At 63.1% G+C, this 3,041-nt stretch carries 3 protein-coding genes; 2 read left to right on the forward strand and 1 reads right to left on the reverse strand.

Going from position 1 to position 3,041, the window contains the following annotated elements; genetic code table 11:
* Positions 1-335 precede the first annotated feature (335 nt).
* Complete coding sequence (locus tag BP858_RS11395) at positions 336-878, reverse strand: hypothetical protein (RefSeq protein WP_286879527.1); 543 nt, start codon at positions 876-878, stop codon at positions 336-338.
* A 217-nt stretch (positions 879-1,095) separates the two neighbouring features.
* Between BP858_RS11395 and BP858_RS11400 the strand changes: the two genes are divergently transcribed.
* The gene (locus BP858_RS11400) at positions 1,096-2,046 is read left to right on the forward strand and encodes an ATP-binding cassette domain-containing protein (RefSeq protein ID WP_286879528.1); all 951 of its coding nucleotides are present in this window, start codon (positions 1,096-1,098) and stop codon (positions 2,044-2,046) included.
* A gap of 7 nt (positions 2,047-2,053) precedes the next feature.
* The gene (locus BP858_RS11405) at positions 2,054-2,890 is read left to right on the forward strand and encodes an ABC transporter permease (protein WP_062261111.1); all 837 of its coding nucleotides are present in this window, start codon (positions 2,054-2,056) and stop codon (positions 2,888-2,890) included.
* Positions 2,891-3,041: the final 151 nt, after the last annotated feature.

Raw genomic sequence — 3,041 nt, forward strand, 5'->3', positions numbered from 1 at the left:
CGTCCACCAGAACCGACATGGGAGTTCAACAGAACTTGCACCTCGCCGATAGCCAACCCGGAACGCAGTGCATGCATGGTTGCGTTCACGCCAATGGGGCGAGCCCCCTCCCGGTCTTCCCCCCACGAGACAATACCCGATGGCAAGTCGCATCAGCGCTTTTGACGCCGGCTATTGCTCAATTCTTTGCGAACATGCGTCAACATGCTCTGAACCGTGTGGGTATCCGGTCGCAGGGCACTTTTGGGATGTGCTCCGTGTGAGGCTGTGGTGCACGTGAACTTTCGCATGAACATCCCCTCGATATCAGAGACAGGGTTTTTGCTTCTTTGCGCTCACAATCCGATGATATCCATCACCCGGAGCCCGAACCCAACCATGCCCCACCGCAACGTCCCGAGCAGGGTGTTGCCCTCGATCCTGATCGCGTCGTTCCGCACCCCTGCACGGAACGCATCAAACGGCCGGTCTGACGCCATGACCTCCTCCACCGTCGCCCGGTCGGTGGTCACCGTGGCGATCGGGGCCGGGCAGCCTTTTGCGTCGAAGAGCACAATCCTCCGGTCATGGAAGGTGATCCCGATGACCATCACGCCGTCCGGGGACTCGACGCGGAGGTTGACCTTCTCGTCCGCGAAGGGGCCGGTCACCCACCCCGGCAGCCGGCCGGCGTACCCGTTGTAGGTCAGGGTATACTCCCGCATCGCAAAGAGGAGGTCCACCTCAGCCGGGGTCAGGTTGAGACCGGCGGCGGCCGCGGAAGGAGTTATGGCCGCGGCAAGCACCAGCACGGCGAGGACGAGGAGGGGGAGCCTCCGCTCCTTCCTCGCCGGTATGCCGGGGCCGCCGGTACAGGTGAGCAGACTGCAGCCGCACATAGTTGCTGGAGAGGGAATGGGATGGTTCCGGTATTTCAGGGTATCTATCCGGGCGGGCTCATCAGGGGTTGCCGGAGGCATTTGTCGCACGGAATTCGGGGGAAAGGCGAAACGCGGGGACCGTGGGGATCGCTGCATCCCGGAGGGGAAAGGGAAATATGAGAACACCGCGCATGAAGGTACAGCACGCGTCGGAAGGAGACCGGGGTGGCGACCGATGGGAGAGGATGATATCATCGAGGTGAGAGACCTCGAACACGCGTTCAACGGCGTTAAGGCGGTGCGCGGCATCAGTTTCAGCGTTCGAAGGGGCGAGATCTTCTCCTTCCTCGGCCCCAACGGCGCGGGCAAGAGCACCACCATCAACATCCTGACGACGCTCCTCCCCATCCAGCGGGGCACGGTGCGGGTGGCCGGCTACGACGTCGCACGGGAGCCGGAGAGGGTCAGGGAGTCCATCGGCATCGTCTTTCAGGACGAGGTGCTGGACCGCGACCTCACCGTCTGGGAGACGATGGAGTTCCACGGACGGCTCTACTCGATCCCCCGCGATGAGCGGAGACGCCGGATCGACGATATGCTCACGGTCGTGGAACTTGAGGCCAAACGGAACGAGCGGACAAAGAACCTCTCGGGCGGCATGAAACGGCGGCTCGAGATCGCACGCGGGCTGATGACCAGGCCGGAAGTCCTCTTCCTGGACGAGCCGACGCAGGGGCTTGACCCCCAGACCCGGATGCGGATGTGGGACTACATCAGGCAGGTGAACGCGGCCGGGACGACGATCTTTTTGACGACGCACTACATGGAGGAGGCCGATATGCTCTCCGACCGGATCAGCATCATCGACCACGGCAGGATCATCATCTCCGGCACCCCTGAGGAACTGAAGAACACCCTCGGTGAGGATGTCGTCTACCTGGAGACCGGGGACGATGCGAAGGCGCGGGAGACCCTCCTCGGGGTCAGGGAGATCCGGTCGATCACCGAGTCGCCCCGCGGCCTCTCGATCACGATATCGGCCGACGGGAGCCACTGCCTCCCGCGGATCGTCGAACGGGTGCGCGGCGCCGGTATCGATATCGCGAGCGTGAACCTCAAGAAACCGACGATGGACGACGTCTTCGTCCACTACACCGGCAGGGAACTGCGCGATACGGGAGCGTGAGCAGGAGGTGGCATGGGAGTTTCTCACCGTCTACTGGCGGGAGATGATCAGGTTTGTCAGGTTCAGGACGCAGCTCTTCTCGTCGCTCCTGCAACCGGCGCTCTGGATGGCGTTCTTTGGTGTTGCGATGTCCTCAAACTTCAACCGGTTCACCTCCGCCATCCCGGTCCCTCCGGGCGCCGTCCCGGTCGATTACCTCACCTTCATGGCCGCCGGGGTGATCGCGATGACGACCCTCTTTACGAGCCTCTTTGGCGGCATCAGCCTCCTCTTCGATAAGAACTGGGGGCTGATGCGGGAGATGCTCGCAAGCCCCATGCCCCGGACCCATATCATGATGGGGGTGAGCCTCTCGGGGATGACGAAGTCGTTCATCCAGGTGGCGATCATCATGGCGTTCGGGCTCCTTCTCGGGGTGCAGTTCTTCCCCGGGTTTTCACCTGCCCGGATCGCCGTCTCGATCCTCGGGATTTTCGCGTTCGTCGGAGCCTTCTCGCTCGGGTTCCTCCTCTTCTCCTCGAATATCTCGATGCGCCTCGAGAGCCCCGAAGGGCTGCAGGGGATCATCACCCTCCTCACCCTGCCGCTCTTCTTCGTCTCAAACGCCCTCTACCCGATCCAGGCGTTCCCGCCGCTCCTGCAGGCCCTCTCGATCTACAATCCCCTGACCCACCTGGTCAACGGGGTCCGCTACTTCACCCTCGGGAGCGAGTTCTTCGCCGTCGGGGCAGAGTACTCCTACACCCCGACCGATATCCTCCTCTCGTTCGCGTACCTCGCGGTCTTCGCGGCAGTGATGTACGTCCTCGCCCGGCGGACGTTCCGGCGGGCGGTAGTAACATAAGGGACAATGCGAGAGAGGTGAATATGCAGAGAGCCATCTATACCGCGCTGGCGTTCGCCGTCCTCATCGCCGCCGCCGTTCTCGCGGGGTGCACCGGGGTGCCGGGCCCTGAGGAGACTGAGGAGTTCAACCGGGCGGTCCCGGCGGAGCC

This window comes from Methanoculleus sp. UBA413 (assembly GCF_002502935.1).
Taxonomy (GTDB): Archaea; Halobacteriota; Methanomicrobia; order Methanomicrobiales; family Methanoculleaceae; genus Methanoculleus; species Methanoculleus bourgensis.

Bases quoted from the DNA above. Each gene is read 5' to 3' on its own strand.
- BP858_RS11395 (WP_286879527.1), bottom strand. From the start codon at position 878: ATGTGCGGCTGCAGTCTGCTCACCTGTACCGGCGGCCCCGGCATACCG.
- BP858_RS11400 (WP_286879528.1), top strand. From the start codon at position 1,096: ATGGGAGAGGATGATATCATCGAGGTGAGAGACCTCGAACACGCGTTC.